Origin of the sequence: Paenibacillus sp. FSL E2-0201 (genome assembly GCF_037963325.1) — a bacterium.
Taxonomy (GTDB): Bacteria; Bacillota; Bacilli; order Paenibacillales; family Paenibacillaceae; genus Paenibacillus_AQ.
Map to the genome: position 1 here is coordinate 1,960,848 of NZ_CP150154.1, position 25,715 is coordinate 1,986,562.

The 25,715-nt window shown below is 43.9% G+C and carries 21 protein-coding genes and 1 riboswitch; of the genes, 19 read left to right on the forward strand and 2 right to left on the reverse strand.

Annotated elements, in window-relative coordinates; genetic code table 11:
* Positions 1-46 precede the first annotated feature (46 nt).
* Positions 47-1,063: an HRDC domain-containing protein gene (locus NSU15_RS08625; RefSeq protein WP_339291291.1), complete on the forward strand. Its 1,017-nt coding sequence runs from the start codon at positions 47-49 to the stop codon at positions 1,061-1,063.
* A gap of 82 nt (positions 1,064-1,145) precedes the next feature.
* Here the strand turns inward: NSU15_RS08625 and corA are convergent, their stop codons facing one another.
* Entirely contained in the window at positions 1,146-2,081 is a 936-nt protein-coding gene (gene corA / locus NSU15_RS08630; protein WP_042125638.1) for a magnesium/cobalt transporter CorA, read from the reverse strand.
* Positions 2,082-2,479: 398 nt separating this feature from the next.
* A riboswitch (SAM riboswitch) is annotated at positions 2,480-2,610 on the forward strand.
* Between the two features lie 114 nt (positions 2,611-2,724).
* Between corA and metA the strand changes: the two genes are divergently transcribed.
* The 17 genes from metA (at position 2,725) to glnA (ending at position 22,623) form a co-directional block, all read left to right on the forward strand.
* Positions 2,725-3,645, forward strand: a complete 921-nt coding sequence (metA, locus tag NSU15_RS08635) for a homoserine O-succinyltransferase (protein WP_339289910.1) — start codon at positions 2,725-2,727, stop codon at positions 3,643-3,645.
* A 36-nt stretch (positions 3,646-3,681) separates the two neighbouring features.
* Complete coding sequence (locus tag NSU15_RS08640; RefSeq protein ID WP_339289912.1) at positions 3,682-4,854, forward strand: aminotransferase class I/II-fold pyridoxal phosphate-dependent enzyme; 1,173 nt, start codon at positions 3,682-3,684, stop codon at positions 4,852-4,854.
* 268 nt (positions 4,855-5,122) lie between these two features.
* Positions 5,123-6,259 (forward strand): cyclic dehypoxanthinyl futalosine synthase, encoded by a 1,137-nt coding sequence (mqnC, locus tag NSU15_RS08645; RefSeq protein WP_042125644.1) that lies wholly within the window; start codon positions 5,123-5,125, stop codon positions 6,257-6,259.
* 213 nt (positions 6,260-6,472) lie between these two features.
* Positions 6,473-7,315 carry an SPFH domain-containing protein gene (locus tag NSU15_RS08650; RefSeq protein ID WP_339289914.1) on the forward strand — a complete coding sequence of 281 codons (843 nt, stop codon included), beginning with the start codon at positions 6,473-6,475 and terminating at the stop codon, positions 7,313-7,315.
* A gap of 11 nt (positions 7,316-7,326) precedes the next feature.
* Positions 7,327-7,497, forward strand: coding sequence for a toxin-antitoxin system HicB family antitoxin (locus NSU15_RS08655; RefSeq protein WP_042125648.1), 171 nt, complete (start codon positions 7,327-7,329; stop codon positions 7,495-7,497).
* A gap of 495 nt (positions 7,498-7,992) precedes the next feature.
* Positions 7,993-9,930: a threonine--tRNA ligase gene (gene thrS / locus NSU15_RS08660; RefSeq protein WP_042125650.1), complete on the forward strand. Its 1,938-nt coding sequence runs from the start codon at positions 7,993-7,995 to the stop codon at positions 9,928-9,930.
* 136 nt (positions 9,931-10,066) lie between these two features.
* Positions 10,067-10,942: a 3D domain-containing protein gene (locus NSU15_RS08665; protein WP_339289917.1), complete on the forward strand. Its 876-nt coding sequence runs from the start codon at positions 10,067-10,069 to the stop codon at positions 10,940-10,942.
* Positions 10,943-11,116: 174 nt separating this feature from the next.
* On the forward strand, positions 11,117-11,260 hold the full coding sequence (locus NSU15_RS08670; RefSeq protein ID WP_156114753.1) for a hypothetical protein: 144 nt from the start codon (positions 11,117-11,119) through the stop codon (positions 11,258-11,260).
* Between the two features lie 240 nt (positions 11,261-11,500).
* Positions 11,501-12,577 carry a cell wall-active antibiotics response protein LiaF gene (liaF, locus tag NSU15_RS08675; protein WP_339289919.1) on the forward strand — a complete coding sequence of 359 codons (1,077 nt, stop codon included), beginning with the start codon at positions 11,501-11,503 and terminating at the stop codon, positions 12,575-12,577.
* Entirely contained in the window at positions 12,578-13,654 is a 1,077-nt protein-coding gene (locus tag NSU15_RS08680) for a sensor histidine kinase (RefSeq protein ID WP_042125653.1), read from the forward strand.
* A 3-nt stretch (positions 13,655-13,657) separates the two neighbouring features.
* A complete protein-coding gene (locus NSU15_RS08685; protein WP_042186223.1) occupies positions 13,658-14,311 on the forward strand; it encodes a response regulator transcription factor in 654 nt (217 codons plus the stop codon).
* A 370-nt stretch (positions 14,312-14,681) separates the two neighbouring features.
* Positions 14,682-16,349 (forward strand): trypsin-like peptidase domain-containing protein, encoded by a 1,668-nt coding sequence (locus tag NSU15_RS08690; RefSeq protein ID WP_076119229.1) that lies wholly within the window; start codon positions 14,682-14,684, stop codon positions 16,347-16,349.
* A 107-nt stretch (positions 16,350-16,456) separates the two neighbouring features.
* On the forward strand, positions 16,457-17,146 hold the full coding sequence (locus NSU15_RS08695) for a response regulator transcription factor (protein ID WP_042125657.1): 690 nt from the start codon (positions 16,457-16,459) through the stop codon (positions 17,144-17,146).
* A 1-nt stretch (position 17,147) separates the two neighbouring features.
* Positions 17,148-18,593: a HAMP domain-containing sensor histidine kinase gene (locus tag NSU15_RS08700; RefSeq protein ID WP_339289921.1), complete on the forward strand. Its 1,446-nt coding sequence runs from the start codon at positions 17,148-17,150 to the stop codon at positions 18,591-18,593.
* 60 nt (positions 18,594-18,653) lie between these two features.
* Positions 18,654-19,610, forward strand: a complete 957-nt coding sequence (locus NSU15_RS08705) for a 4-hydroxy-3-methylbut-2-enyl diphosphate reductase (RefSeq protein WP_042125660.1) — start codon at positions 18,654-18,656, stop codon at positions 19,608-19,610.
* Between the two features lie 259 nt (positions 19,611-19,869).
* Positions 19,870-20,916 carry a 3-deoxy-7-phosphoheptulonate synthase gene (gene aroF / locus NSU15_RS08710; RefSeq protein WP_076119233.1) on the forward strand — a complete coding sequence of 349 codons (1,047 nt, stop codon included), beginning with the start codon at positions 19,870-19,872 and terminating at the stop codon, positions 20,914-20,916.
* A gap of 282 nt (positions 20,917-21,198) precedes the next feature.
* Complete coding sequence (gene glnA / locus NSU15_RS08715; RefSeq protein WP_042125664.1) at positions 21,199-22,623, forward strand: type I glutamate--ammonia ligase; 1,425 nt, start codon at positions 21,199-21,201, stop codon at positions 22,621-22,623.
* Between the two features lie 222 nt (positions 22,624-22,845).
* On the opposite strand, the gene NSU15_RS08720 is transcribed toward glnA, so the two are convergent.
* A complete protein-coding gene (locus tag NSU15_RS08720; RefSeq protein ID WP_042125666.1) occupies positions 22,846-23,880 on the reverse strand; it encodes a LacI family DNA-binding transcriptional regulator in 1,035 nt (344 codons plus the stop codon).
* 376 nt (positions 23,881-24,256) lie between these two features.
* On the opposite strand from NSU15_RS08720, the gene NSU15_RS08725 reads away from it, so the two are divergent.
* On the forward strand, positions 24,257-25,624 hold the full coding sequence (locus tag NSU15_RS08725; RefSeq protein ID WP_076119235.1) for an extracellular solute-binding protein: 1,368 nt from the start codon (positions 24,257-24,259) through the stop codon (positions 25,622-25,624).
* Positions 25,625-25,715: the final 91 nt, after the last annotated feature.

Below are 25,715 nucleotides of genomic sequence, written 5' to 3' on the forward strand. Positions count from 1 at the left end.
GGGAGGTTATTGTGCTTGCTGTAAGCTGAGAAAGGTAGGGATGAATATGCAAATTGTATTTATGAACCGTTTATCCAGAATATCTGGAGTGGATCAAGAGGTGTACGCCCAGCTGTGGATTGGAGAGGAAGAGGGGATCTGGAGTTTGGGCTGGCGTGATTTCTCAGGAGGGGAGAATTACATCGAGAATTTATGGTATGAAGGTGGATCTTGGAATGAAATGCTCTGTGTATACAGGCATGAGCTAGCGGTGAAGATGGGAGATGGCTATCGACCCTTAATAGATGGGATATTCCACGAGGAGGATAGTCTTACTGGACGTAATCAGGAACAGCTGAAGCTTCAATATTACAGCGAACATCATGGGAATGAAATTGTTTATGAGGAGTTATGTGCCTGGCGCCGTGGTAAGGCTTCGAGTGAACGGAAGGCGCCTTATATTCTCGCCAGCAATCGTCTATTGCGCTTGTTAAGCACATTTTTGCCGTATACGCCAGAGGAGCTGCTGCAAATTCCAGGTGTAGGAGAAGGTAAGGTAGCGCAGTTTGGGGGCGATTGGCTGGCTATAACTACTGCGGCGGCAAGGGAACATTCCTTTCCTCTAAATTGGGTTCATGAAGTAATCGAAGAGGAGTCTTTTGTATCTTGGCTTTATAAACAGAAAGAGGTCAAATATAAGAAACAGCTAGAACGACTGCGTTTACGGAGGATTCTGCTACAGGGTATCGAGAATGGGCTAGGGTTGGAACAGCTTAAAGTGAATAGTGGAGTAAATCGGCGTGAATTGATTGAAGCGGTAGAGGAACTAGAAAGAGAAGGTTATTCTGTGGAGAAGCTGATCCATGTAGAGCTTGGCAATATGCCGCAGAATGAGCAGGAAGCGGTATGGAATGCCTACGTGGAGCTCGGGGATCTTTTCCTAAAACCGGTGCTACATAAGGTGTATGGTGACGATTTTTCCGCTGCTGAAGGATTGGATGTTTATTATGAGCGTCTGCGGTTGATCCGCATCCGTTTCCGTCGAGAGCAAACGCATAAAGTGGCTATGGCGACCAGTTTTTAATTTTTCACATACCAAAAAGACGAAGGCTTCCTTATACCTTACGGTTACAGGGCCTTCGTCTTGCTTATTCGTCCGATTCGTTTCATAGCCATTCCTTCTTGCGGAAAACATACAGCATCCCACAACCTAAGGTCAGCATGACGCCTATAACGCCATAATAGCCGTATTTCGTATGAAGCTCGGGCATATGATCAAAGTTCATACCGTAGATTCCGGTAATTACGGTCAGGGGCATGAATATTGTTGTGATCGCAGTAAACACTCTCATAATTTCATTCGCTCGGTTGGCGATACTGGATTGGTATGCCTCTCGTAAGTTGCCCATGAGATCGCGATAGGTCTCAAAGGTTTCAGATATTTTAACTGCATTTTCATAAATGTCGCTAAAATATTTCTGAAGCTGATCATCAATCAGACGGAGGTCTTTTTTGTTTAGGGTATTGATCACTTCTTTTTGTGGCCCAAGCATTTTTTTTAACCATAAAATTTCACTTCGCAGACCGATAATTTCACTGAGATGTGACTTCTTGGTATGCATGAGGATATCTTCTTCCAGCTTCTCAATCCGGGCTTCAATCCGGTCGCCGACGGAGAAATAGTTATCCACGACAAGGTCAATAAGTAAGTAAAGGAACATATCCGGTTCACTTACTTCTTGCTCCCAGAGCATAGGCTTCAGGATTCGTAGTTCATTGATCTTTTGTTTCGTGACAGTGATGATGTAATGTCTTCCGAGGAATACATTGAGCGCACGCAGAAAAATTTCTTCATCATCAAAGCGGATGCTATTAACAACTATAAAGTAGTGACTTTCGTATATTTCGATCTTCGGACGCTGATCCTCTTCGCTAAGGCAATCCTCAACAGCAAGATCATGCAGGTTGAACAAAGGCTGAAGCAGCTCCAAATCCTCTACATCGGCGTCAATCCAATAGAACCCTTCCGTTGGGGGTGTTAGTGTTTCATCAATTTCATCAATAGGTGTAAAAACCCCTGCATTTACCAGCCGGATTTTCATCTGATTTCACTCCTCCTATCCCCAGGTCTTCACCAGGGACTGCTAAATTAAGCACAGGGAAAAAAATCAGCTTGGCCGGCGTTACAATCAATACATAGGGCCAAATGACGTTTCGAGGACATGAAGAAGAACTGCTCCCGCCGCCGGCAAGCTGATGATTATCCTGTGTGGTTGCTCATTCTGTACACATATTTGCGAGCTCGGGTCGCCTTCCATTCTTCTTCTCACCTCTTCTTTTCGTTCAGGTATGAAATACTTGTCTAGTATAACAACGGAGTATGCCTCTTTCAAGCAAATTTATTGTGATTTTGAGGCTTCTTCAGCATTGTATGGACTTGACGAAAAGGAGGTTCATGATTTAAAGTGAATTTTAAAGTAATTTAATTGAATACAGCTAAATCTTATCAAGAGCAGGTGGAGGGACTAGCCCTATGAAACCCGGCAACCGGCGTGTAAACGCACGGTGCTAATTCTTGCGGAATTTCTGCAGACGTCTAATCGTCTTCAGGAACATTCTGGCAGATGAGAGAGGCGCATATGACTGTAGATATGACCTTTCTCGATTTCCGAGGAAGGTCTTTTTATTGTTCAGCAAGCCGCAGTGCGGCAAAACAACTAAATTCAGCTAAGGAGTGGAAAGACAATGCCAATTAAAATTCCCGACAGTTTACCGGCGAAAGAAGTACTATCCGGAGAAAATATTTTTGTGATGGACGAAAGTCAGGCTTTCCATCAGGATATCCGTCCACTACGGATTGCTATTCTGAACCTCATGCCGACTAAAGAGACGACAGAGACTCAATTGCTGCGTTTAATTGGAAATTCGCCACTACAAGTTGATGTTACTTTACTTCATCCACGTTCCCATATTTCCAAGAATACTTCTGCTGAACATTTGAAGAGCTTTTACAAAACCTTTGACGAGATCAGCCACCGCCGTTTGGATGGCTTAATCGTTACAGGTGCTCCTGTAGAACAAATGGAGTTCGAGGAAGTATCGTATTGGGAAGAACTGAAAGAGATTTTTGAATGGAGCAAGGACAATGTGACTTCAACCATGCATATTTGTTGGGCGGCACAGGCAGGCTTATATCATCATTTTGGTGTTCGTAAAGTGGCATTGCCTGAGAAATGCTTTGGCGTCTTCGCTCATACGATTAATCAAAATAACATTAAATTGTTGCGCGGCTTTGACGAGGTATTCCATGTACCACACTCCCGTCATACCGATGTCTCACGTGAAGATATTGAGAATAATCCAGATCTGCAGATTCTGGCGGAATCCGAAGAAGCTGGTATGTATCTAGTGGCTACAAACGACGGTAAACAAATATTTGTGACCGGACATTCCGAATATGATCCTCTATCCTTGAAATGGGAATATGACCGTGATGTGACAAGAGGGATGGAGATGGCTTTGCCGAAACATTACTTCCCTAAAGATGATCCCGATCGTACACCTCCAGCAGTGTGGCGCGCGCATGCCAATTTATTATTCTCTAACTGGCTCAATTACTATGTATATCAAGAAACGCCTTATGATATCGACCCCATTGTTTATTAATAACAGCGCTACAATATAAATTAGGAGGCATTAATCATGGATGACAAACTTAGGATTGAAAGCAGACTGGCTCAAATAGGTTCTCAAGAAGATCCAGCCACTGGAGCAATTAATTTTCCGATTTATAATGCAACGGCATTTCGTCATCCAAAACTCGGTCAGAGCACAGGGTTTGATTATAGCCGCACCAAGAGTCCGACCCGTTCAGTGCTTGAGAATAAAGCTGCAGAACTAGAATCTGGAGATGCAGGATTTGCTTGTAGCTCAGGGATGGCGGCTATACAAACGGTTCTTACCTTGTTCGCTCAAGGCGACCATCTGATCGTTTCACTGGATCTTTACGGCGGTACCTATCGTTTGTTGGAACGGATTATGTCCAAGTTTGGAATCACTGCTTCTTATGTAGACACGAATGATTTGGATGCACTGGAAGCTACGCGTCGTCCCAATACGAAAGCTGTATTTATTGAAACGCCAACGAATCCACTAATGATGATCACGGATATTGAAGCCGTTTGTACTTGGGCACGTCACCATGGGTTACTTAGTATTGTAGATAATACGCTGCTGACCCCATTCTTCCAACGGCCTATAGAATTAGGTGCGGATATTGTAGTTCATAGTGCTACTAAGTATTTGGGTGGGCATAATGATGTGCTGGCAGGTCTAATTGTATCCAAGGGTGTAGAACTATCAGCTGAAATAGCTATTCTACATAACTCTATTGGCGCTGTGCTCGGACCGACAGACAGTTATCAGTTGATGAGAGGCTTGAAGACATTGGCGCTGCGTATGGAGCGTCACGAGAGCAATGCACTGGCCATCGCCCACTACTTACTAGAGCATCCAGCGATTGCGGAAGTGTTCCATCCAGGATTGCCGGATCATCCGGGACATGAAATCCAGAATCGCCAATCTTCAGGCAATACCGGTATTTTTTCTTTCAAATTAAAAGATGCCAGATACGTAGAGCCGCTTCTTCGCCATATTCGTCTTATTGCATTCGCAGAAAGCCTGGGCGGCGTAGAGTCACTTATGACGTATCCGGCTGTACAGACACATGCTGATATTCCTTTGGAGATTCGAAATGCAGTGGGTGTAGATGATCGTTTGCTTCGCTTCTCCGTCGGTATTGAACATGCTGAAGATTTGATTGCTGATCTTGGCCGCGCACTAGAGGCCGCTAGGGCGGAAATTGAGTCCGAGTAACAGAAGGATATGTTCCATCGAGCGTTGGTGGAGAAATAGAGTATAACTAGCAGTATCGCTTAGTGCGATGCTGCTTTTCTTCTGGATAGGATTTTGCGAAGAATGTAAAAGCATTTTTCAAGCTGTTCAGATTGTGATACGATGAGGAAATGAACTGTTCATTTGTATGAGAAAGGGTTGTCGTCTTGATAAGGAGACAACGTTTTTTCTTCCTGTTATTCTGTGATTCTACCAATACCCCTAAGGGTTTAAAAGGAGGATGCGAACGATGAGTGCGATAGATCTTATTTTGGACAAAGCCCTACGGGGTGAACGTCTTCAATTGGAAGATACCATCCGACTGTTCGAGAGCAACGAAATTGAGAAAATGGGTGCTGCTGCAAACACCATAATGGAACGCTGGCATCCAGACCCGATGGCCACGTTTGTAATTGGTCGTAATATTAACTATACGAATGTATGTGATGTCTACTGTCGTTTCTGCGCATTTTATCGCAGACCGGGCTCTGATGAGGGTTATGTACTGCCGGATGAGACGATTTACCAAAAAATCGCTGAGACTATCGCTGTAAATGGTACAGAAATACTGATGCAAGGCGGTACGAACCCAAATCTTCCTTTCAGCTATTATACCGATATACTTCGTGGAATTAAGCAACGTTTTCCTGAGATTACAATGCATTCTTTCTCTCCTGCAGAGATTATGAAGATGAAAGAAGTATCTGGATTATCGCTCGAGGAAGTGGTACGTGAAATCCATGCTGCTGGTCTGGATTCATTACCAGGTGGGGGTGCGGAAATTCTCGATGATCGCACACGCCGCAAGATCAGCCGACTTAAAGGCTCATGGCGCGAGTGGATGGACGTCATGCAGACAGCGCATAAGATCGGTATGAATACGACAGCTACGATGGTCATTGGTCTTGGTGAGAGTATGGAAGAACGGGCACTGCACTTACTTCGTGTGCGTGAGGCTCAGGACGAGTGTATTGCCAACAAATATGATTCAGAGGGTTTCTTGGCCTTTATCTCTTGGACATTCCAACCGGACAATACCAACCTGAAGCTGGATAGACAAACACCTGAGGAATATCTGAAGACGGTAGCCATTAGTCGTCTTGTTCTAGACAACATTAAGAACTTCCAGTCCTCTTGGGTTACAATGGGACCAGAGGTCGGTAAGCTTTCCCTTCAATATGGCTGCAACGATTTCGGCAGTACGATGATTGAAGAAAACGTAGTATCTTCTGCGGGCGCGACCTACAAGGTCAATATCGAATCGATTACTCAGCTGATCCGCGAAGCAGGCAAAATCCCGGCACAGCGGAATACACGCTACGATATTCTGCGCGTGTTCGATGATGCTAATGCGAAGATTGATAATGATTTCATCATGCAGAACTAATATTAATATCATACGGATATATTTAACGCTTGTTTATTGTTCATCTTCTTTAAGGGATGAATGATAAACAAGCGTTTTTTGTGCGGGACGGATTATACCGGTATTTACCTGTGAACATAAATTCATTATTTTATTACATTTCTGTATACACATTATTATCCAAAAGTGATATCATAATCATATCAAAAGAATATCTTATGGGGGTGCTTTTTTATGAAGGAGAAGACGCTTCGTCCTGTCAGCGGATTTTGGGTTATCGCATTGATTGCAGTTTGTTTAGCTGGGGGAATTTATGGTGCTGTTCAGGAGTATGTTGCAGTGCCGGTTATTCTGTTCGTTGTAGCTGGGGTTCTATGTACTAGTATTACGGTTGTACAGCCCAATAAGTCGGTCGTTGTTACCTTTTTCGGGCAATATGTAGGGACTATTGCAACGAGTGGATTGTTCGCGGTCATTCCGTTCAGCGTACGCAAGACGGTTTCCCTGCGCGTTCGTAACTTTAACAGTGTGAAGCTTAAGGTCAATGATGTTGAAGGTAATCCGATTGAAATTGCTGCAGTTATTGTCTTCAAGGTGATTAACTCTGCTAAAGCTCTTTTTGATGTAGATAAATACATGGCTTTCGTAGAGATTCAGAGCGAGACTGCACTGCGTCATGTAGCCAGCAAATACCCTTATGATAACTTCAATGAATCCGGCATGTCCTTGCGTGCCAATGCAGACGAAATTGCTAAAGAATTAGCGTCTGAGCTACAAGAGCGCTTGTCTTTATCTGGTGTAGAAGTTATTGAAGCCCGACTTACACACTTGGCTTATTCAACAGAAATTGCCAGTACAATGTTGCAGCGGCAACAAGCTTCTGCCATTCTGTCAGCTCGTCAAATTATCGTAGAAGGTGCAGTTGGCATGGTTGATATGGCGATTAAACAGCTTAAAGAGAGCGGTGTGGTCGAGCTTGACGAAGAACGTAAAGCAGCGATGATTAATAATCTGATGGTGGCGATCGTGTCGGAGCGCGGAGCGAGTCCGGTCATTAACACCGGCTCGTTGTATTAAGGCGGTGCATCATGGCGGCCAAGAAAAGCTTTCCATTGCGGATCGATCCGGATCTGCATGAGGCGTTGGAACGTTGGGCGGGAGAGGAATTTCGCAGTGTAAACGGACATATCGAATACTTGCTGCGTGAGTCTTTGAAACGTGCAGGCCGCTTACCTGAAAGGAAACGACGAGAAGAGTAACCTCTTAAGGACAGTTCTAGGCGGATCTCCAGGGTGTAGAACTGTACGTATCGGTAACTGGTGCCCGGGGTTTACAAAATTTTGCCCCCTCTACAGACTTGACTGTCAGAGAGGACAGATTTATAATTACTCCATAATTCACGTTAACAGCATTGACAAAGATATGAATCGATTGTTCTGGACCGTTCAGAGAGAGGGAACATAGGCTGTAATTTCCTCCGGTATCTACTATTGATTTACCCCTTTGTAGCTGCGGTTATGAATTCCCAGAGATGGGATAGTAAGAACCGCCGGTTCATGGTCGTTACTCCATGCTTACGAAGGATTCTGTCTCAACTCTGATTTAAGAGCGGATTGAGAGAATCAAATTTGGGTGGAACCACGGGTGCAATCGCTCGTCCCTTTGCGGGACGGGCGTTTTTTTGTGCGTGGATATTTCCGTTTCGCAAAATTTAAAATTGTTGGTTGGCTTAAGGAAATGAAGGAGGAATTTAAATGGTAAGTATTAAACTGCCGGACGGCTCCGTTCGGGAATACGCAGAAGGTAGTAATATTGATGATGTAGCGGCTTCTATTAGTAGTGGACTTCGCAAGAACGCGGTGGCAGGGAAATTGAATGGTATTGTCGTGGATCTGTCCACTCCGCTTGAGGAAGGCGCATTGATTGAAATCGTAACTTTGGATTCACCTGAAGGTTTGGAAGTTATGCGTCACAGTACTGCCCACTTGATGGCGCAAGCTGTAAGACGTTTGTACGGAACAAAGGAAGTTAAGCTAGGTGTAGGCCCGGTTATCGAAGATGGCTTCTACTACGATATGGATTTGGAACATCCACTTAATCCTGAGGATCTACTAAAGATTGAAAAGGAAATGGATCGTATTATCTCTGAAAACCTGCCAATCGTACGTAAGGAAGTTAGTCGCAAGGAAGCGCTCCAAATGTTCGGGGAGCTAGGTGATCCTTATAAGCTTGAACTGATCGAAGCGTTGCCTGAAGATAGTGTGATTTCGATCTATGAACAAGGTGAATTCTTCGACTTGTGTCGTGGACCACACGTTCCGTCTACTTCCAAAATCAAAGTCTTTAAATTGATGAATGTAGCTGGTGCTTACTGGCGCGGCGATAGCAAGAATAAAATGCTTCAACGCGTATACGGTACAGCTTGGATTAAAAAAGCACAGCTCGATGAGCATCTTCGTCTGCTTGAAGAAGCGAAGAAACGCGATCACCGTAAATTGGGTAAAGAGCTTGAAATCTTCACATTTAATCAATTGGTAGGCCAAGGCTTGCCGATCTGGCTACCTAAGGGTGCTAAACTGCGCAGTATTCTAGAACGTTACATTGTGGATCTGGAAGCAAGTTTAGGATACCAGCATGTATATACTCCGGTGCTTGGTAATGTTGAACTATATAAAACTTCTGGACACTGGGAGCACTATCAAGAGGACATGTTCCCTAAAATGACTATTGATAATGAAGAGTTTGTGCTTCGTCCAATGAACTGCCCACATCACATGATGATTTATAAGAGCTCCATGCACAGCTACCGTGATCTGCCGATCCGTATTGCTGAGCTGGGTATCCAGCACCGTTATGAAATGTCTGGAGCATTGACTGGCTTGCACCGTGTACGTTCAATGACTCTTAATGATTCCCATATTTTCTGCCGTCTGGATCAAATTAAAGGCGAGTTCATTCGTGTAATCGAGTTGATTAAACAGGTTTACAGTGACTTTGGTATTAATGACTACCGTTTCCGGTTGTCTTATCGTGATCCTAAGGATACTGAGAAATATTACGCAAATGACGAAATGTGGGAAACTGCACAGCGCATGCTGCGTGAGGTTGTAGAAGAAGCTGGTCTGCCGTTCTACGAAGCAGAAGGCGAAGCTGCCTTCTACGGTCCGAAGCTGGATGTACAGATCAAGACTGTACTAGGCAAAGAAGAGACTCTCTCCACTGTACAGATCGACTTCTTGCTGCCTGAACGCTTTGAATTGGAATACATCGGTGACGATGGTCAGAAACACCGCCCAGTCGTTCTACACCGCGGTATTTTAGGTACTATGGAGCGCTTTGTTGCTTTCTTGTTAGAGAACTTTGCCGGATCACTGCCGCTTTGGCTGTCTCCACAGCAGGTTAAAGTTATTCCTGTCTCCACTGCCTTCGACGATTATGCTAAGGAAGTTACGGACAAGCTGCGTCGCCGTGGTATCTCTGCTGAGGCAGATTTGCGTAATGAGAAGCTTGGTTATAAGATCCGTGAAGCTCAGCTGGAGAAGCTGCCATACATGTTCGTAGTCGGCGAGAATGAAATGAATGCCGAGACAGTTTCCATCCGTAAGCGTGGGGAAGGCGATATTGGAGCTAAGCCACTTCAAGAAGTGATTGAGCTACTGGCTCAGGAAATTGCAGACCGTGTAATCTCCTAATTACATGAAATAATCTACACCAAAAGTATGTTTAATAACGACCTCTGTCATATGCGCATGTGGATCTAAAATGGATCTTCATGTATAAAATTTTGTGAATCGGGAAACCTTCGCTAATAAGGGGGAGGTTTATCACATGAACAAAATGGGCATATTTCAGAGGTTTTGGTGTCTTTTCGTCACAATAGTTCTACTGTTAACTGCTGCAGGTATCATTCCTGAATCAAAGCATCAAGCAGTTGTGGCTAGTGGGACAGGAGACACGTTACAACACACAAGCATGAGCAAAACGCTTTCGAACGAGGTGCAACATACCCAAACTAACTCTGGTTCACTGAGAACCAAAGAACAACAAGTCGTTCTAACGACAGGCCGTGCCACGATATTGTTTAATGAGTCACATGCAAGCTCACCTGTATTACCTGCGACAACAATAAATAAACCAGTATCTACAAAGTCACCACAAAGCACTGTTGCTCCAACTACCAAGGCTCCAGCCACCAAAGCACCGACTGCCAAAGGGAATGGAGGCACTGGCGCTTCAAAATCACCGAATTCTATTCCTGTAGCTGCACCAGCTCCTGACCAGATTATTACTTCAATGAAAGTGATGGCGACGGGTTATACTGCGGGTTATGAATCTACAGGTAAAACATCTAAACATCCCGAATACGGAATCACCTATTCAGGTGTGAAAGTACGTAGAGATAAGAATACAGTCTCGACTATTGCTGCTGACCCTAAGGTAATCCCGTTAGGGAGTATACTTTATATACCTGGTTATGGATACGGCATCGTTGCTGATACAGGATCTGCCATTAAAGGGCGGAAGATTGATTTGTATTTTGCTACTACGAAACAGGTGTATAAGGAATGGGGTAAAAAATCAGTTGTGGTTCAGCTCATTAAGCGTGGTAACGGAACATGTACGGAAGTCATGCTGAAGAAGCTTACCCAGGCGATTGAGACTTATAATGCTGTACCGCAATCTCTGCTGGAAGAATCCATCTAAATTTAGAATTGTATTTCAATGAATTTGGCGGATTGAACTTATTTTCACTTGGCCATGCATAATAGTGACATCACCTTGCCATAATACGGACTGGGGCAGAGCGTTAGCCTCATCCGAGATGTTCTCTTAGTAAGCATTATCTATGCTGCATAAGGGATAAGGGAGGTGAATTCCGTGGCTAATAATAAAAAATCTAAAGTTCAAGAAAACTACAAAACACCGAATGAAAAATACAATGCTGAGTTTGCTGTTGAGAACGACGGCACTACTAAGCAAAGTGGAAATACTTCTAAACCAGCTCAGAAACCGCAACAATAATGCGCTGCTGATGCAGAAGACTGCTGAATAAAGAGACCGTCCCAGATCAGTTTATAACTGAGGGGCGGTCTTTTTTTATGTATATATAGTAGTATATAGAATAATATCCCAAACGTCTCCGTCTAGAGACTGAGTGGAAGTTCCTTCTCTCGCCGCTGTTTATGAGCGCTTTCTTCCTGTAGACTAAGGCTATAAGATTGAAGAAGAGAGCGTTCCACTAATTTAAAGGGGAAATGGAATATGAAAAGAAGGTTCACAAGTCAGATTTTTGGCGGCTTGATCCTGATAGGGATTGGAGCCATGTTTCTACTCAGACAATTGGGTTACACCGATTTCAGCTTAGGCTATGTGATCTCAAATTATTGGCCTGTTATCTTGATCCTAATGGGGATGAAACGGCTTCTGGGAACGGGAGACGAACATTCAAAAGGTGGATCTTCACCAATCGGAGGTTTTTTCTTTCTGGCGATCGGAGTATTCTTCCTTGGGCGGAATTTGGACTGGTTCGATATTTCAGCCGGGGATTTTTTCAAAATGTTCATTCCAATCATGCTGATTGGCGGCGGTCTTTATGTGATTTTTAAACCTAGAGGTTCAGTACCTCCAGTGCCGCCAGCTCCGCCGTCACCGCCAGATTACTTTCCTTCAGGAAAAAGCTCGTTGGATGTGGAGCCGCCAAAGCCGCTGGATTCCACGCTAGATGAGCAATTCGAGCAGAAATTTGGTAAACCTTCTGGTGGGCGAGACTGGAATATTAATCTTCAAAAAGATGAAGAAGAGGATGAGGATGGAGGAGCATTTAAATCCACCGCTGAATCACGTTGGCAAGAGAAGCAGGAGCGTCATGAGCGCAGACGTCAGGAACGTCATGAGCGGCATGCTAGAAGACATGGGGAATGGCATGAGGAGTTCCATGAGACAGAGAGTAACAACAAGGAGTCAACCAATCGCTCTGCTTTTATCGGGGATGTTCATATGGGTCGCGAGCATTTTCAACTGAAGAACACGAATGTCTCACAGTTTATTGGTGATACTGTACTGGATCTGACGAACGCACAAATTGCTTATGGTGAGACAAAAATTAATATTTCCGCTTTTATTGGTGACATCAAGGTATATATTCCAAATGATATGGACCTTGGGATCTCAGTGAACAGCAGTTCTTTTATCGGCGATATGGAAGTTCTGGATCAGTCCCGCAGTGGATTCATGAGCAGTGTTCAATGCAAAACGCCTTATTATAAAGAAGCGGGCAAAAAAGTTCGTATTAACGTAAGTGCTTTTATAGGTGATATTAAAGTTAAAACGGTGGGTTAGATGGGGACAATATTCAGTAATACCAAATGGTTGTTGTTGTTTTACTTTCTACTCACTGGAGCCGTAAGTGCCGGGTTGATGTATGCAGGCACTTGCCTTGGTTATATCGAGGTTATGGATTATCGAATGTGGCTGTACTTATGTCTTGGGATCGTGTTATTCACTGTTGTAATCGGTTATATGGCAGGTCAGCGGATTCAGCGCCGGATTGATCATTTGGATCTAAATATGCTGCAGGTAGCAAAAGGGAATCTGTCCGTACGTATGCCAGAGAGTGATGACCAGTCTTTTGCGAGAGTGTACCACGAATTTAATGTCATGATGGATACGGTTGAGAACAAGATGCAGCTTCTGCAGCGTTTGGGTGAACAAGAGGTTATTGAGAAGGAACAGGCAGCGGAGAGTGCGGTGTTGGAGGAAAGAAGGCGTATGGCCCGGGATTTGCATGATACGGTGAGCCAACAGCTTTTTGCCATCCATATGTCGGCTTCTTCGCTGCCTAAAGTGCTGAAGGTTAACGAAGCTCAAGGTCAATTGGTAATGGATCAGTTAATTGCAATGTCACAAATGGCACAAAAGCAGATGAGAGCACTTATTGCACAGTTACGGCCGGTGGAGCTGGAAGGCAGGAATCTTTTCGAAGCATTGGAAAAATGGTTCCCTGATTATTGCCGCCAGAACGGCTTAAAAGGAATGAAAGAGCTTGAGCTGCAAGGAGAACTGTCTGAAGCAATTGAGCATCAGCTGTTCCTGATTATTCAGGAGGCAATGGCGAATATTGTGAAGCATGCTGAAGCTAGGCTAGTTAGTCTATCGCTGCGTGAAGGGTCAAGACAAGTTGTGCTAAGTATTAGCGATGACGGTCAAGGCTTTGAACATATACAGCAAAAACAGGGATCATACGGTCTGACCACCATGCGCGAACGTGCGGAGAAACTAGGTGGACAAGTGGAAATTATTAGCCGTAAAGGTGCAGGAACGACCATACGTGTACATATCCCTAAGTTTGTGCAGGGGAATTCTGAGTCAGAGGAAAAAAGAGTGCTAGGATCTGATATAGAGGACGAGGAGGAATAGAGCATGAGTGTCATAAGAGTGTTGCTCGTAGATGATCACGATATGGTGCGGATGGGCCTTAAAACATATCTGATGCTGGAGCCGACGTTTGAGGTTATAGGAGAGGCAGCCAATGGACAGGAAGCACTGGAGATGCTGCGTGCCGGTGGACATGAAGGGTTGCCTGATCTCGTGCTAATGGATCTGATGATGCCTGTGATGAATGGTGTGGAGACTACTCGTGCAGTGCTGTCAGAATTTCCTGGTCTCAAAATCGTGATCTTGACCAGCTTCCTTGAGGATGATCTCGTTGTGGACGCTATAGAAGCTGGAGCAGTCAGCTATGTGCTCAAAACCGTGTCAGCAGAGGAGCTGATCTACGCTCTGCAAGGCGCATTCCGTGGTATGCCTGTCATGACTGGTGATGTATCGCAAGCGCTGACGCGTGGCATTCGCCAGCGTACTGTGCAAGGTGATTCCTCCGGCTTGACGGAGCGTGAGAAGGAGGTCCTGCTGCTTATTGCTGAGGGCAAGACCAACAAGGATATCGGCGAGGAGCTGCATATCAGCATCAAGACGGTGAAGACGCATGTCAGCAACCTGCTGATGAAATGCGAGCTGGATGACCGTACCCAGTTGGCTATTTATGCTCATCGGAAGGGTTGGGCTCAGGGTTAGCGTTTGTTGTTAAGGATGCCTTGAGGTAGGGTAGGGGGAAAACTCCCTATAATTGTTGATCATTGTTTGTTCCTTGTTTATGGACTTCGTTCATGGACGTCGTTCTATGGTTTTGTTCTAGGTTGTATGTTGGAAGTTCGGGCCGCGTTGTTTTCCGCGCCCGAGCTTCTTTTTTTTCTTCCCTGCCTAGGGAGAGTATCAGAGCGAAAAGTTTACGTGCGCCTTATGAACCAAATCCCGTCTATTTGCCTATATCTTTTATCTCCGCTTAAATTGTTTTTAATGTGACCTTAAGGTTTAAAGTACAAAATAAGAAACAAGAAAACAAATTAATCCTTGTCAGGCGACAGGATGCAGGAGGTATATGAACATGGACGATAACAAAAACAACTTTAATCGTGACAATGGACCAGCACCAGATCGGGATTGGGACAATAATAACCATAATAGTAATAATAATCAGTCATCCGAATCCGGATCATCATACTACTATTCTTACGGACCTTTTAAATCTTTGAACAAAGATGAAAGTGACGCAGACGGAAGTGCTCAGCATTACAACCGGATGGAGCCGGAGCGGGTTGAGGTTACACCTCCACAGCCCGTAAAACCACTCCCATACAACAGTTCATTTCGCAGTACAGGCTTTGATGGTAATGGCGGCGGACGAGGTGGAAACGGCGGAGGCGGCTCTGAAGGTGGCGGTGGCTGGCAATATAATAAAAAGCCAAAAAGCTCAGTGAAAACAGTTTTGATTTCCTTCTTAGCAGGTATGGTCGTTCTCTCAGGTTCAATGTTTATGGCAGATCGAGGCAACTGGTTCACAGGGGATGCAGCTTCAACCGTTGCTAGCTCGGAATCGAATGGAACGGCGAAGACGACGAATGAGAGTGCTAGTACTACACCTAATACTACCACTACATCTTTGGTGAAAGGCTCCCGTGATGTGACTGGCGTAGTTGATGCGGTTGGACCAGCAGTCGTCAAGATTGAGACACTAGTAAAATCCAGTTCACGTAGTGGAGGTTCATCCAGCCCGAATTTGAGTGATCCGTTTTCTCAATTCTTTTTCGGAGATCAATACGGTGGAAGTGGTTCTTCACAAAATGAGCAGGACTCGAAGTCGGATTCAAGCTCTTCATCGCAGCTTATCCCATATGGAATTGGAACAGGCTTCATTTATGAGAAATCCGGATATATTTTGACGAATCAGCACGTCATTGAGAATGCCGATGTCATCCAAGTTACAGTAGATGGCGTAACCAAACCATACGAAGCAAAATTGCTAGGCTCTAGCAAAGATCTGGATTTGGCAGTATTGAAGATTGAGGGAGATAGTGATTTCCCTACAGTTGCTCTGGGAGATTCAGATAGCTTGAAAGTCGGTTCAGAAGTAGTTGCTATCGGTAACCCACAAGGCTTCGATCATACAGTAACCTCTGGTGTTCTTAGTGCAAAAGGACGCAGCATCGATATTAACGAAGAAGATGGTAGTGGAACTCGCAACTACAAAAACTTGCTGCAAACTGACGCATCTATCAACCCTGGTAACTCCGGTGGTCCGCTGCTCAATATGAATGGACAGGTAATTGGTATGAACGTTGCTGTTAGCACAGATTCCCAAGGTATAGGTTTTGCTATCGCAGTGAATACGATTAAAGAAGTCGTAGATAAACTGGAAGCGAACCAAGCGATTCCTAAAGAACCAGTACCATTCATTGGTGCAACGCTTATGACGATTACAGATGAAGTAGCTAAACAAATGGGCACGGATATTAAAGAAGGCTCTGTAGTTGCAGATATTATCTTTAAATCGCCAGCGTATGCTGCAGACTTGCGCCCTTACGATATTATTACTGGTGCAAATGGAACGAAATATGCTACAAACCAAGATCTGATTGCTTTCATTCAAACGTTAAAAGTCGGTGACAAAGTAACGCTGAATGTTGTGCGCGATGGTAAAAACTTGGATCTTTCCGTCACAATCGGCAACAAAAATGATTTTGATACGACTACTGGGCAAAGTCAGCAGAAATAACACCGGACGGTGAATAACGCGGAAGGGGCAACCCTTCCGTTTTTTGTCTAAACATGGTGCGACTGCTACAATATAAATAAAAAGAAATGAACAATGGGGGCTGCTTGATGCGACCGAATATTCTAATTATTGATGATGATGAAAAAATTATTTCCATGCTGCGCCGAGGGCTAGCCTTTGAAGGTTACGATGTAAAGACTGCGGTGAATGGAGCGGATGGATTACGAGCGATTCTGAGCAGTGATCCGGATGTGGTGATTCTGGATGTTATGATGCCTCAGGTAGATGGATTTGAAGTTTGCCGTCGTTTGCGAGAAGGGGGCAGTAATGTGCCTGTACTAATGCTTACGGCTAAGGATGAAATTGAGCACCGTGTGAAGGGGCTTGATCTGGGTGCGGACGATTATTTAGTAAAACCATTTGCACTGGAAGAATTACTTGCCCGGGTACGTGCGCTACTTCGGCGTAAGAGTGAGCAAAGTGGAGGCAGTGAGCAAGCGGTTACTTATGAGGATATTACACTTGATGTAGATTCACGCGAGGTCACACGTGCAGGTAAGAGACTGGAGCTTACGGCGAAGGAATTCGAACTGTTGCATTTGTTTATGCAGAATCCGAAACGTGTGCTTTCGCGGGATCTGATCATGGATAAAATATGGGGTTATGATTACAGCGGTGAATCTAATGTACTTGAGGTATACATAGCTATGCTACGCCAAAAAACGGAGGAGCATGGCGGTAAACGCCTCATTCAAACGATCCGGGGTGCCGGTTACATTCTAAGAGGTGACAACTAACATGTCTATAAGATTGCGGCTGACTGCTTGGTATTCAGGGATTTTGGCCGTTATGCTGCTGGCCTTATCAGCCGCAATTTACGGCTTTGTCTATTTTAATACGTATGGTGACTTGAAGGATCGTCTAAGATTGCAAGCTGAGCAAACGAAACCTTTATTTAGCGTTGATCGCTACAATGGTGAGCTGAAACTTGGCGGAGTCGGTCCTGAAAACTCCAATTTATATACGCAGATTTATACTTATGGCAGCAAAAGCTTGTCACAATCGACAAATATGATTAACTTTGGCCTGCGGTTTGATTATCCTGCTAAAGATAAAATTGCAAAAGGATTTCGTAATGTTGTTGTGGACGGCAATCAGTTTTTGATCTACGAGATGCCTATCGAACTAGAGCATTATAATAATAATCCAGTGGCTGTATTACAAGTCGCTGCCTATGTGAATGAGCAGAATAAGCTCTTGGAGCGTTTGAAAAATATATTGCTTGTCGGTTCTTTTGCTACCTTGATCGCGGCATTTACCTTTGGTTTATTCCTGGCACGTAAAGCGATGAGTCCTATTGGGAAAGTGATTGAAGCTGCAAATGGGATTCAGACGGGGAATGACCTAAGCTCCCGTATTGAATATGATGGACCTCCAGACGAAATAGGAAGACTTATTGAGACCGTTAACAGTATGCTTGGGCGTATGGAAGGATTCTACACTGAGTTAGAGGATTCGTATGCGGCACAGCGTCGATTTGTTTCCGATGCATCACATGAGCTGCGGACGCCGCTGACAACCATTCGTGGGAATATCGATTTGCTGCAAAAAGTATGGGAGATGGAGCCGGGTGAAGGGAAGATGAGCGAGGCTGAAATTCGCCAGCTCTCGATGGAATCAGTGAAAGATATCGCGGACGAGTCTAAACGTATGAGCCGACTGGTATCTGATATGCTCTCTCTTGCGCGCGCTGATACAGGGCGAACCTTCGAGATAGAACCGGTGGCACTGGAACCAATGATGACGGAGATAGCGCGTCGGGCGTCATTTCTACCTCGTCAAGCGGAGTGGGTTACAGGGGATATGTCCGTCTTAAATGGTAAATATGTTGTGGGTAATAAAGATTATTTGCAACAAATGTTGTTTATTTTTATTGATAATGCTTTTAAATACACACCTTCCGGTGAGGTGAGTTTAGATACAATTTTCTATAAGAATCAGGTTGGTATTCGAATCACCGATACGGGGATAGGTATGGATAAAGATGAGGTTCCATATATTTTCGACCGTTTCTATCGTGCAGATGAATCACGTGGAATTACGGAAGGAATTGGGCTTGGCTTATCTATTGCTAAATGGATTATTGACGAACATGGTGGGTCTGTGGAAGTTGTTACACGCCAAGGCGAAGGAACTACTTTTGTGATCTGGTTGCCGCTTCTCTTTGCTCCGCCGCTGGAATAGGGTATAATTTAAAGTGTGTCCTATTACAGAAGTCAACGAAAGCAGAAAGTTGGTGAAGTCATGGAAGTCATTAAAATTTCTCCCCGGGGATACTGTTACGGAGTAGTCGATGCTATGGTAATGGCACGGCAGGCTGCGCAAAATCTCGATCTTCCCCGGCCGATTTATATACTGGGCATGATTGTTCATAATAGTCATGTCACGAATTCGTTTGAGGACGACGGCATCATTACCTTGGACGGTCATAATCGCCTCGATATTCTGGATAAAGTAGACAGTGGAACAGTTATATTCACTGCTCACGGAGTTTCACCTGAAGTGCGCAAGATGGCTAGGGATAAAGGATTGACTACGGTCGATGCTACCTGTCCTGATGTGACAAAAACGCATGATCTCATTCAGGAGAAAGTAGATGACGGTTATGAGGTTATTTATATCGGCAAGAAAGGCCATCCGGAACCGGAAGGTGCTGTCGGCATTGCGCCAGAGCATGTGCATTTAATTGAAAAAGAAGATGAGATTGCAACTCTATCCATCCCTTCTTCACGGATTGTAATTACGAATCAGACCACTATGAGCCAGTGGGACATTAAAAATATTATGAAAAAGCTTCTAGAGACCTTCCCAGGGGCTGAAGTGCATAATGAGATATGTATGGCTACTCAGGTGCGTCAAGAGGCTGTAGCCGAGCAGGCGGGCCAATGTGATCTAGTGATTGTCGTTGGCGATCCACGAAGCAACAACTCTAATCGTCTGGCGCAGGTGTCGGAAGAGATCGCAGGTGTTCCGGCCCATCGGATTTCTGATATCTCTGAACTAAACACCGAGTGGCTAAAGGGTGTAAATATTGTTGGGGTTACTTCGGGCGCATCTACACCGACACCAATTACCAAAGAAGTTATTAATTATTTGGAGCAGTACGATTCAGAGAATCCCGAGACATGGGAGATCAAACGTACAGTGAATATGGCGAAGCTACTTCCTCCAGTTAAGAATAAGAGCGCAAGTACTACTTAATGCGCTAGCGAACTTATATATTTGTGATTGAAGAAGCGCTTAATCTCGTCTATCGGGGTTGAGCGTTTTTCTTTATAGAAAAAAACGGTTTCATCTTCTAAATCAGGAAATAGGATTGACGATAATGGATTTTTGGGGTAAAATCGCTTTATCGGTTAAAAGCATAAAAGCTTAAAAGCTTAAAAGCGAACACGCGTCGTAGTGCGAGTGTATTCAGCGAAATTATTATAAATTTTAAGTGCAGAGAGGAAGTTATAAAATGATCGTCATTACATCCAATCAAACGCCAGAAGAGCAGGTTAAAGATATTATCGCAGTGATCGAAAGAGAGGGCTTGCAGGTACATCTCTCCAAAGGTGCAGATCATACGGTTATCGGATTAGTAGGAAGTGTTACGCCTAAGCTTGCAGAGCATTTGCGGCAAATGAAGGGTGTGGAGAACGTCGTGAAGATCTCCAAGTCCTATAAGCTGGCTAGCCGTGATTTCCATCCAGAGGATACCATCATCGATATCAAGGGTGTGAAGATTGGCGGAGAGAATCTGGTGATTATGGGCGGTCCTTGTGCCGTGGAGTCTCCAGAGCAGATTGATGAGATTGCCCGTCTAGTTAAAGCTTCAGGTGCGCAGGTACTGCGTGGAGGCGCGTTTAAGCCCCGTACAGGTCCATACAGCTTCCAGGGTGTTGGTGTAGAAGGTTTGACTATGATGGCTGAAGCAGGAAAGCGTCATGGCCTGTTGACCATTACAGAGGTAATGACACCAGAGTATGTGGATATTTGTGCAGAACACGCGGATATTCTCCAGGTGGGTACACGAAACATGCAGAACTTTGATTTGCTGCGTAAGCTTGGTACTTGTGGAAGACCTGTCCTTCTGAAACGCGGCTTCAGTGCAACCTATGATGAATTGCTCAATGCTGCAGAGTACATTTTGGCAGGTGGAAATAAGGATGTAATGCTCTGTGAGCGCGGTATTCGTACGTTTGAGACTTACACTCGCAATACACTGGATCTATCGGCTATACCGGTTCTACAAAGCTTGAGTCATCTTCCGGTAATTTCTGACCCAAGTCACGGCACTGGACGTCGTGAATTAGTTGAACCTATGGCTAAAGCTTCTGTTGCTGCGGGTGCAAATGGTCTAATTATCGAAATGCACACAGATCCGGACAATTCCATGACAGGTGATGGTGTTCAATCGTTATTCCCTGAACAGTTCGATAATCTACTTAAGGATCTGGAAAAGCTTGCTCCGATCGTTGGACGTAAGTTTTCAACTTCGCCAGAAACCGTTTCGGCACTATAATTTTTAATTATATTACTACCTTTGAAGTCCTACAAACCGCGGTATAGCGGGATAGTAGGGCTTCTTTGCTGTTGGATAAGTTAAAGATGGTATGAATTTAAGCGAAAATAACGGATTTCACGAAAGCGTCAGAATATCTTACATAGTTGCAAGAAATACCTGACATAAGCATTGACGATGTTAGGTATGAGATTTATAATGACGACAGCAAATAAAAATAAAACAAGAACATTTGCATACTGTGAGGGGCTTAATGTTCGGAACTTGGGGGAGGAAAAATTCATGTCGGTTGAAAAAGTGTTGCAAACAATTAAAGAAAACAATATCGAGTGGGTAGATTTTCGATTCGTAGATTTAGGTGGCCGTGCTCACCACATTTCTCTGCCTGCTTCTGAAGTGGAAGATGAAACTTTTGTAAATGGGGTAGCATTCGACGGTTCTTCCATCAAAGGATTCCGTGGTATTGAAGAATCAGACATGGTTATGATGCCTGATCCGAACAGTGTTTTCATTGATCCGTTTACAGCTCATCCAACGCTGAACGTAATGTGCGACATTTTCACTCCTGATGGCGAACGCTATGAGCGCGATCCTCGCGGTATTGCTGTGAAAGCAGAAGAATTCCTTCAAAAGAGCGGAGTTGGTACATCAGCATTCTTCGCACCTGAGTCTGAATTCTTTATCTTTGACGATGTTCGTTACGAGAGTGGTATGAACAGCTCTTCATTCTTCGTAGACTCTGAAGAAGCGGCTTGGAATACGGGTCGTAAAGAAGAGGGCGGCAACATGGCATTTAAAGTTGGCGTTAAAGGTGGATATGTACCTGTAGCACCTGTGGATTCCCAACAAGATATTCGCAGTGAAATGTGCCGTTTGCTTGCTGAAACTGGATTGCGCATTGAGCGTCATCACCATGAAGTGGCAACTGCAGGCCAAGCGGAAATCAACTTCCGTTTTGATACCTTGAAGAAAACTGCTGATAATCTCATGACTTATAAATATATTGTGCAAAATACTGCACGTCAGTACGGTAAGGTAGCGACTTTCATGCCAAAACCACTGTTTGGTGATAATGGTAGCGGAATGCACGTGCATCAATCGATCTTTGATGGAGATACTCCTTTGTTCTACGAAAAAGGCGCTTATGCTAACTTGAGCGAAATGGCTCTTCACTATATCGGTGGTATTTTGTACCATGCCCCAGCCTTAATCGCTTTGACTAACCCAAGCACCAACTCGTTTAAACGTTTGGTTCCTGGCTATGAAGCACCGGTTAACTTGGTATACTCCAAGGGAAATCGTTCTGCTGCAGTTCGTATCCCAGTAGCAGCTGTGACACCAAAAGGCTGTCGTATCGAGTTCCGTACACCGGATTCCACGGCTAACCCTTACTTGGCATTCTCGGCAATGCTGATGGCAGGTCTGGACGGAATCAAGAATAAGATCAACCCACAAGAACTGGGTTACGGTCCTTTGGATAAGAACATCTACGAATTGTCTGATGCAGACAAAGAAAAGATCCGCAGCGTTCCAGGTAGCCTGGGCGAAGCGCTTGATTCTTTGGAAGCTGATTATGAGTTCCTAACTGAAGGTGACGTATTTACTAAGGACTTCATTGATAACTATATTGCTCTGAAACGTTCCGAAGCTCAAGAGGTTGCAATTCGTGTTCATCCACATGAATATTCTCTGTACTTCGATCTATAAGATTTCTTAAGTAATAAAGCATCAACAAAAAGATGTTCCTGAGCCATTTACTTGGCTGTTGGAACATCTTTTTTTGTTGTTTCAGATATATAGGATTCCAAGTAAACGAGGACATTATTGGCCATTGACATGGCTTTAGATGTCCTCGTTTTTTTTGCCTGTATAGTCCAATATTTTGCCCCATATCTCTACTTTAGTTCAGTAAAGGTAACTCTAAGGAGGTTACGCTAAACCCCGCTCAGAAGCGCCGCAGGATTCTCTTATGATGAGCTCTGGCTCCACGCTAAAGGAGCTCGTGCCAGATTGATTGTTTATCAGATCATACAGCATTAACGCGGCTAGGCGACCGATTTTATCTTTATTTTGTTTAATCGTAGTCAACAGTGGTGTTGTGTAATTACAAGCTTCGATATCGTCACAGCCAATAATTGCGACGGTACCAGGAACAGCGATAGAAGATTCCTTAAGGGCACGCATAGCCCCGATAGCTAGCTGATCAGACGCTGCGAAGATCGCTCTGGGTAAATTTCCGTTCGCAATCATTCTACGCATGGTTTCATAACCACTGGCTTCAAAGAAATTGCTTCCGTTTAAGAACCAGTTTTCGTTGATCGGTAGTCCTAAATCTTCAAGCGCTTTGCGGAAACCACTTTCACGAATGTTGGAGATTTCTGATTCTGAGGAGCTGCCGATATAACCGAGTTCTCGATAGCCTAATAAGTAAAAGTGTTCGACTACCTTAGTGGACATCTTGAAATTATCAGACATGATATAACCCGAATTGTCGCCTGATAGCTTTAAATCTACGCCGATGCAAGGGATAGAGCTATTATCTAATTCGCTGATAGAGGTTTCTAGCTCTTGTCCGGAAATAAGAAGGCAGCCATCTACATTAAAATGCAGACAACGGGCAAGATAATCATTAGTGTCACCACTTTGAAATTTTTCGTTAGAGAAAAAGATAAGGTCATAACCTAGCAGTCCCATTTGTTTTTTGAAGGAGTTTAGGACTTCGATGAAAAAAGGATGGGTAAAGTCAACATTCAGCATTCCTGCAAATATAACACCAATTAGATTCGATGATTTTGTTGCTAATGTTTTTGCTGAATTGGAGGGAGTATATCCGGTTTCTTTTATGATTTGTTGTACCCTAGTCTTCGTATCTTCCGAAATATCGCTGTAATTATTAATGATTTTGGATACTGTCGAAACAGAAACCCCAGCGATTTTCGCGATTTCTTTGATGTTATAGGCCAAATTAAGTCCTCCTTATAATGAGAAATACTCCGTAATCTATGATAAAAGTGTAGTTGAGTCAGAATTTTCTATGGATTTCAAATATGAGTTACGAAACGTTTTCGTAAATGATTTTATAATTATATAGGTATATAGTCAATGGGATATTTGGTGCGTAAATGGAAAAATCCTTGATGTTAAAGGGTTTTTGAGTGTTTTTGTTAAAAATGGGTTCGAAAATAAAGAATAAAAAAAGACTTTACAAAGATATATAACGATGTAATAATAAAAACAACGAAACCGCTTTCTGTGATATTTTCGATTATATTACGAAAATTTAGGAGCTAACACAAGGTTTCGTAAAAGGTCATAACAAATCATCTGGGGGGTAACAAAAATGGTAAAGAAGCTTTCTGCGGTATTGTTGAGCTCGGCGCTGGTGCTCTCATTAGCAGCATGTGGAAGCGGCAACAACACAAATGGTGAGGCTACTCCGGGCAACGGAACAAATAAGCCTGCATCTGGCGATAAGAAAGTGATTAAGATCTTGCATTGGAAACAAGAAAACATTAATAAAGCCATTACCGAAATTAATAAAAAGTTTGAAGAAAAGTATCCGGAATACAAAGTGGAGTACACGACCACGGGTCCGGATGATGAATTTAAACAAGCGCAAAGAGCGAGAATTACAGCTGGTGACGTAGACGTCCTTGCTGATTTGTCCGGTATGAGATTGTCTCCGAAAGATTGGACACCGGGTGCGAAAGTGCCAGACTGGCAACAATGGATTGATTCCGGTTTGATTGCTGATCTGAGCAACGAAGCTTTCGTTAAAAACTACAATGCGAATGATATTGCTAAAGCGGGTACTTACAATGATAAAGTGTATGCGATCCCAACCGGTAAAGTAGCGATGTCAGGTTTCTTCTATAATAAAGAAATTTTTGAACAAAACGGATTGACTGTTCCAACCACATGGACAGAATTCATCAGTGTTCTAGATACTTTGAAATCCAAAAACATCGTACCTATCGTAGTGGCTGGTAAAGATGTATGGCCTTTGAAACTGCCAGTGTTCGGCTTGCAAGCTAAGATTCTAGGCGGCGGCGACCAACAAAAATGGATTGAAGGCGTTTGGAAAGGTACTTCGGCGTTCAACGATGCTGAGGCTGTAGAAGTATTGGATAAAATGAAGACCCTTCAAGATAACTACATCATCGATGGTTTCTTGGGTATTGACTATGCAACAGCACCTTCGTACTTCGCAACAGGTAAAGCAGCTATGATTGCTGACGGAACTTGGGATGCACCTACGATCGCTGCGGCAAATCCTGATGTGAAATTTGGTTACTTCCCAATCCCAGCTACTGAAGATGCAGCTAAGAATGCTTCTCTTGTCGGTAAATACGATGTAACTTGGTATGCAGCAGAAAAAGGTCCGAACAAAGAAGGGGCTTTGAAATGGCTGGAATTCTTCTCTGAGCCAGAAAACTACACTGAATATGTTAAGGCTGCTGGGTTTGTACCAACACAAGATAACATTTCAACTGGCAGTGACTTCATTGATAACGAACTAGCACAATACATGGCAGAAGACTTTGAACTTGCCTATGAAATCATAATGATTAACCGCGACAATGTAGGCGAGCACATTGCTGCTGAAGGTGTACACACTGAATACCTAGCACCAGGTGGCGAATTCAAAACCGCTAAAGAACTTGCAGATGTACAACAAAAAGAATGGGAAGCAGCAGCTCCTAAATAAGCTGTTATCCCAATAAACAGACATCTACAACATACTGTGCAACATCATGTACTACAACTTCGGGGTCTGTTCGTACAGACCCCGATGATTT

Bases quoted from the DNA above. Each gene is read 5' to 3' on its own strand.
- NSU15_RS08625 (WP_339291291.1), top strand. From the start codon at position 47: ATGCAAATTGTATTTATGAACCGTTTATCCAGAATATCTGGAGTGGAT.
- corA (WP_042125638.1), bottom strand. From the start codon at position 2,081: ATGAAAATCCGGCTGGTAAATGCAGGGGTTTTTACACCTATTGATGAA.
- metA (WP_339289910.1), top strand. From the start codon at position 2,725: ATGCCAATTAAAATTCCCGACAGTTTACCGGCGAAAGAAGTACTATCC.
- NSU15_RS08640 (WP_339289912.1), top strand. From the start codon at position 3,682: ATGGATGACAAACTTAGGATTGAAAGCAGACTGGCTCAAATAGGTTCT.
- mqnC (WP_042125644.1), top strand. From the start codon at position 5,123: ATGAGTGCGATAGATCTTATTTTGGACAAAGCCCTACGGGGTGAACGT.
- NSU15_RS08650 (WP_339289914.1), top strand. From the start codon at position 6,473: ATGAAGGAGAAGACGCTTCGTCCTGTCAGCGGATTTTGGGTTATCGCA.
- NSU15_RS08655 (WP_042125648.1), top strand. From the start codon at position 7,327: ATGGCGGCCAAGAAAAGCTTTCCATTGCGGATCGATCCGGATCTGCAT.
- thrS (WP_042125650.1), top strand. From the start codon at position 7,993: ATGGTAAGTATTAAACTGCCGGACGGCTCCGTTCGGGAATACGCAGAA.
- NSU15_RS08665 (WP_339289917.1), top strand. From the start codon at position 10,067: ATGAACAAAATGGGCATATTTCAGAGGTTTTGGTGTCTTTTCGTCACA.
- liaF (WP_339289919.1), top strand. From the start codon at position 11,501: ATGAAAAGAAGGTTCACAAGTCAGATTTTTGGCGGCTTGATCCTGATA.
- NSU15_RS08680 (WP_042125653.1), top strand. From the start codon at position 12,578: ATGGGGACAATATTCAGTAATACCAAATGGTTGTTGTTGTTTTACTTT.
- NSU15_RS08685 (WP_042186223.1), top strand. From the start codon at position 13,658: ATGAGTGTCATAAGAGTGTTGCTCGTAGATGATCACGATATGGTGCGG.
- NSU15_RS08690 (WP_076119229.1), top strand. From the start codon at position 14,682: ATGGACGATAACAAAAACAACTTTAATCGTGACAATGGACCAGCACCA.
- NSU15_RS08695 (WP_042125657.1), top strand. From the start codon at position 16,457: ATGCGACCGAATATTCTAATTATTGATGATGATGAAAAAATTATTTCC.
- NSU15_RS08700 (WP_339289921.1), top strand. From the start codon at position 17,148: ATGTCTATAAGATTGCGGCTGACTGCTTGGTATTCAGGGATTTTGGCC.
- NSU15_RS08705 (WP_042125660.1), top strand. From the start codon at position 18,654: ATGGAAGTCATTAAAATTTCTCCCCGGGGATACTGTTACGGAGTAGTC.
- aroF (WP_076119233.1), top strand. From the start codon at position 19,870: ATGATCGTCATTACATCCAATCAAACGCCAGAAGAGCAGGTTAAAGAT.
- glnA (WP_042125664.1), top strand. From the start codon at position 21,199: ATGTCGGTTGAAAAAGTGTTGCAAACAATTAAAGAAAACAATATCGAG.
- NSU15_RS08725 (WP_076119235.1), top strand. From the start codon at position 24,257: ATGGTAAAGAAGCTTTCTGCGGTATTGTTGAGCTCGGCGCTGGTGCTC.